The following is a 5016-nucleotide window of genomic DNA, read 5'->3' on the forward strand; positions in this document are numbered from 1 at the left end:
GGGTCACCGACATGCATCGAGGCAGAATTTAAAGCGCAGCACCGGGAAAAAGCACTATGGCACGCTCAGCCCTTCTCAACGTCATGGTCCAGGCCGCAATGAAGGCCGGCCGCTCGCTGTCGCGCGACTTCGGCGAAGTGCAGAACCTGCAGGTCTCGATGAAGGGCCCCGGCGACTATGTCAGCCAGGCCGACCGCAAGGCCGAGGACATCGTCTTCGCCGAACTGTCCAAGGCACGGCCCGGCTATTCCTTCCTGATGGAGGAGCGCGGCGTGGTCGAAGGCGACGACGGCCAGCATCGCTGGATCGTCGACCCGCTCGACGGCACCACCAATTTCCTGCACGGCATTCCGCTCTTTGCCGTTTCGATCGCGCTGGAGCGCCAGGGCCAGATCGTCGCCGGCGTCATCTACAATCCGGCGATGGACGAACTCTACACCTGCGAACGCGGCGGCGGCGCCTTCATGAACGACCGCCGCTTGCGCGTCGCCGGCCGCATCAAGCTGGTCGACACGGTCATCGGCTGCGGCATGCCGCATCTCGGCCGCGGCCACCACGGCAATTTCCTCGTCGAGCTGCGCAACGTCATGGCCGAGGTTTCCGGCGTCCGCCGCCTCGGCTCCGCATCGCTCGATCTCGCCTATGTCGCTGCCGGCCGCATGGATGGCTTCTGGGAAACCGGCCTGTCTGCCTGGGATATCGCCGCCGGGCTGCTTTTGATCCGCGAGGCGGGCGGCTTCGTCTCCGACATGGATGGCGGCCAGGACATGCTCGAGATTTGCACGCAGAAGACGGCCTACGAGATCATCCAGCGCGCTTTGCTCAAGGTCGTGAAGAAGCCGCTCTCCTCTCGTTGACAGGCAAGCCGCGCCGACAAACCGCCGCGCTGATGCGCCGCAGTCGCAAAACCGCAACGGAAGCTTGAAATACTGCCCGGCGAGCGCCCAGATTGGAGGGCGCGGCGCAGGAACCCGGCTTAGTGAGAGACAACGAACCCTACCCCGATATCCCGTTCATCGGACGCTGGCACTATTCGCGTGCCGAGATGATCGCTGACGGTATCGTCCACGCGGTCGGCATCGTGCTGGCGATATCGGCCGGTTCCGCGCTGCTGGCGCTGGCGGCGTTTCGTGTCGGACCCGGCGAATACATCGCCGCCGCCTTCTACGTGGTTTCGCTGCTCACCGTGCTCTCGGTGTCGATGACCTACAATCTGTGGCCGGTCTCGTCGCCGGCAAAATGGGTGTTGCGGCGTTTCGACCACGCCGCGATCTATCTGCTGATCGCCGCGACCTATACGCCTTTCCTGGCGCAGCTCGAAGGCTCGCCGCTGGCGCGCTGGATGATCGTGCTGGTCTGGACCGCGGCAGCGCTGGGCATTGCCGTCAAGGTGTTCTTTCCCGGCCGTTTCGACCGGCTGGCGATCGGCTTCTATCTCGCCATTGGCTGGAGCGGCATCATCCTGGTCAAGCCGCTTGTCCAGACGCTACCGACGACATCGATAGCGCTGATCGTTGCCGGCGGCATCGTCTACTCCTGCGGCGTCATCTTCTTCGCCTGGAAGGGGCTGCGCTTCCACAATGCGCTGTGGCACGGTTTCGTCGTCACCGGCGCCAGCCTGCATCTGGCCGCCATGGTCGACTGTCTGGTCATCAATCGCCTCTGACACTATCGACGCGGCAATATTGCCAAGCGCCATTCAATTTGGTCACAATTCCGTTTAGAGTCGCGGTTTACGTGATCGGCGGCGGCATCGGAAACGGGGCACGGATGGCTTTTCTCAGATCCTTCGGCATGGGCAGACGTTCTGATGTCCTGATCTACGACCCGCATAAATTATCGAGCCCGCAGGTCTTTCTGCTGACCATGGTGATCTTCCTGGTCATCGTCGCCTTCATCGCCGCCATCCTCACCCGACAGATCTCAACCGCCTTTGGCAGCAATCCCGGCCTCAATGGCCTGATCGTCGGCGTGCTGGTGGTCGGCATCCTTTTGGCCTTCGCCCAGGTTGGGCGACTGTTTCGCGAAGTGCGCTGGGTCAACTCCTTCCGTGCCGGCTCGGAGACGACCGAACCGGTGCTGCTGGCGCCGATGAAGGCGATGATCGGCCGTTCCTCGGCGATGGCCTTCTCGACCAGTTCGATGCGCACCATGCTCGATTCCATCGCCACGCGCCTCGACGAAAGCCGCGACACCTCGCGCTATCTCGTCGGCCTGCTGGTGTTCCTCGGCCTGCTCGGCACCTTCTGGGGACTGTTGAACACCATCGGCTCGATCCGCGAAACCATCGAATCGCTCGATCCCGGCACCGGTGACGCCGCCGCGGTGCTCGATTCCCTGAAGCAGGGGCTTTCGGCGCCGCTGGCCGGCATGGGCACCGCCTTCTCGTCCTCGCTGTTCGGCCTCTCCGGCTCGCTGGTGCTCGGCTTCCTCGACCTGCAGGCCGGCCGCGCCCAGACGCGCTTCTACACCGAACTGGAAAACTGGCTTTCCTCGGTCACCGACCTGTCGTCGGACATCGTCGTCGCCGACCCGGCCAAAACCGAATCCTCCGACGAGATCCGGGTGCTGTCGGAACGGCTGCGCTCGATGCAGGAGAATGGCGGCGGCTCCAACCCGCGCGTCGCCACCGCCATGGCCAATCTCGCCGACGGCATTTCCGGCCTGGTCAAGAATATGCGCTCGGAACAGCAGATCATGCGCGACTGGGTCGAGGCCCAGTCCGACGAGCAGAAGGCGATGCGCAACACGCTGGAAAAGATCGCCGATGCCCTGAAGAAGCCCGGAGTGCACTGAAGTGGCGCTCGCCAGGGGCCGGCGCACCGATCGCCGCATCGACTACTGGCCGGGCTTCGTCGACGCGCTGTCGACGCTGCTTTTGGCGATCATGTTTCTGCTCACGGTCTTCGTGCTGGCGCAGTTCCTGCTGGGACGCGAAATCTCCGGCAAGGATACGGCGCTCTCGCGCCTCAACTCGCAGATCAACGAACTGACCCAACTGCTGGCGCTGGAGCGCTCGACGGCGCAGGACAAGGATGATTCCCTGGCCAATCTGCAGGCGTCGCTGTCGGCCGCGCAAGCGGAAAAGAGCCGGCTCGAACGATTGCTGGCGCAAGGTGCCGGTGCCGGCGACGCCGCCAATCAGCGTGCAGCGGCGCTCGGCGGCGAACTCGACAGCCAGCGCCAGATCAGCCAGCAGGCGCTGAGCCAGGTCGAGATACTCAACCAGCAGATCGCGGCGCTGCGCAAGCAGATCGGCGCGCTCGAGGATGCGCTCAACGTCTCCGAAATCCGCGACCGCGATTCCAACACCAAGATCGCCGATCTCGGCCGCCGCCTCAACGTCGCGCTGGCGCAGCGCGTGCAGGAGTTGAACCGCTACCGCTCCGACTTCTTCGGCCGTTTGCGCGAAATCCTCGCCGACCGCGAGAACATCCGCATCGTCGGCGACCGCTTCGTCTTCCAGTCGGAAGTGCTGTTCCCAACGGGCTCCGAGGTGATCAACGATGCCGGCAAGGTCGAGATGAAGAAACTCGCCGACGCCATCATCGAGTTGCAGAAGGAAATCCCGCCCGAGATCAACTGGGTGCTGCGCGTCGACGGCCATACCGACAACAAGCCGCTCTCCGGCACCGGCCGCTACCGCGACAATTGGGAACTGTCGACGGCGCGTTCGACCTCGGTGGTGAAATTTCTGATCGAGAACGGCGTGCCGGCCAACCGCCTGGTCGCGGCAGGCTTCGGTGAGTTCCAGCCGCTCGATCCCGCCGACACCGAAGAGGCGCGCAACAAGAACCGCCGTATTGAACTGAAGCTCACCGAACGTTGATCGAAAATCACGCGAACTTGTTCGCCGGTTCAACCCTAGGGCGCAGATGGAGGCGGGCAAGGCCTGAAAAGATTATCTTTTTTTAATTACACATTGTCGCAGGGCGGTCCTAGCCTGCCGCCCGGGCCGAGAACCGCCGGCGATGAATCCCCCCTCATCGCGACGCGACGGAACCGGACGGCCCAAGGCTGGAAGGCAGGCGGACAACCGCCGCCTCCCTCTACAAGAGGAGACGCGTGATGCGCTCTTTCACTCCCAAGACCTCGCTTAGAACTGCAACACTCACGGCGCTCCTCATCGCCGTTCCGCTTGCCGGCGCCTATGCCGCGGGCCATCACAAGGGCGCTCTCGACGCGACCGATCCAACCGATATGACTGGCCCGCGTGTCGAGGCGCTTATCCAACAGGTGCAGGGCGTCCGGCAGGGCATCGTGGACGCAAGACAGGCCAACAACATCACCCCGGCTGTGGCGGAACGCCTGGAAATGCGCACGGCCCACATCAGTCAGGCGGCAGAGAAAGTCGCCGCCTCCGATCACGGCAGGATACCGGCCGCGCAATACCATGATCTGCTGCGCCGTCTCGACAATGTCGACCAGCGGCTGATGATCGACACCGGCAGCGGCTTCATGATCGGCGACGGCGCCGACGGCGGCAATTACCCGAACGGCTGAGGCCATAGCGCCCGAAACGGTCCAAGAGGAAGGAACCGCCTGGCGCCTTCGAGAGCGATCCCGCGGGCGTCCTTTTTACCAGCCGAGCAATACCGCGATCAGGGCGATCACCGCCGGCACGGTCTGGATGAACAGGATCTTGCGCCCGACCGTTGCCGCGCCATAGAGGCCGGCAATGGCCACGCAAGCCAGAAAGAAGACCTTGACCTGGAACCCGGCCGCACCAAGGTATAGCCCCCAGATCAACCCGGCGGCGAGGAACCCGTTATAAAGTCCCTGATTGGCCGCGAGCACTTTCGAGGCACTGGCGAATTCCGGGGTCAGGTTGAAAGCCTTGTGCCCGCGCGGCGTGTCCCACAGCACCATCTCCAGATAGACGATGTAGGCATGGATCAAGGCCACCAGCCCGACCAGGATGTTGCCGATCATTTTTTCCCCCTTGATGTGTTGCCGGCAGCATTTCATGCGCGGCCTCGCCTGCGCAAGGTGCATTTGCCGGACGGCATCCGAGGG

6 protein-coding genes are annotated in these 5016 nt (G+C 63.6%); 5 read left to right on the forward strand and 1 reads right to left on the reverse strand.

Going from position 1 to position 5016, the window contains the following annotated elements; genetic code table 11:
- The first annotated feature begins 56 nt into the window (after positions 1-56).
- From EN879_RS24015 to EN879_RS24035, 5 genes are all read left to right on the forward strand, one after another.
- Positions 57-857, forward strand: a complete 801-nt coding sequence (locus EN879_RS24015; protein ID WP_127274287.1) for an inositol monophosphatase family protein — start codon at positions 57-59, stop codon at positions 855-857.
- Between the two features lie 122 nt (positions 858-979).
- Complete coding sequence (locus EN879_RS24020) at positions 980-1666, forward strand: hemolysin III family protein (protein ID WP_063170358.1); 687 nt, start codon at positions 980-982, stop codon at positions 1664-1666.
- Between the two features lie 104 nt (positions 1667-1770).
- Positions 1771-2796 (forward strand): MotA/TolQ/ExbB proton channel family protein, encoded by a 1026-nt coding sequence (locus EN879_RS24025; protein WP_013529124.1) that lies wholly within the window; start codon positions 1771-1773, stop codon positions 2794-2796.
- A 1-nt stretch (position 2797) separates the two neighbouring features.
- The gene (locus EN879_RS24030; protein WP_013529123.1) at positions 2798-3829 is read left to right on the forward strand and encodes a peptidoglycan -binding protein; all 1032 of its coding nucleotides are present in this window, start codon (positions 2798-2800) and stop codon (positions 3827-3829) included.
- A gap of 239 nt (positions 3830-4068) precedes the next feature.
- Positions 4069-4503, forward strand: a complete 435-nt coding sequence (locus tag EN879_RS24035) for a hypothetical protein (RefSeq protein ID WP_027162534.1) — start codon at positions 4069-4071, stop codon at positions 4501-4503.
- Between the two features lie 75 nt (positions 4504-4578).
- Here the strand turns inward: EN879_RS24035 and EN879_RS24040 are convergent, their stop codons facing one another.
- Positions 4579-4932, reverse strand: coding sequence for a DUF1304 domain-containing protein (locus EN879_RS24040; protein WP_063169204.1), 354 nt, complete (start codon positions 4930-4932; stop codon positions 4579-4581).
- Between the last annotated feature and the right edge of the window lie 84 nt (positions 4933-5016).

Source organism: Mesorhizobium sp. M7A.F.Ca.AU.002.02.1.1 (assembly GCF_003998535.1).
Classification (GTDB): domain Bacteria; phylum Pseudomonadota; class Alphaproteobacteria; order Rhizobiales; family Rhizobiaceae; genus Mesorhizobium; species Mesorhizobium ciceri.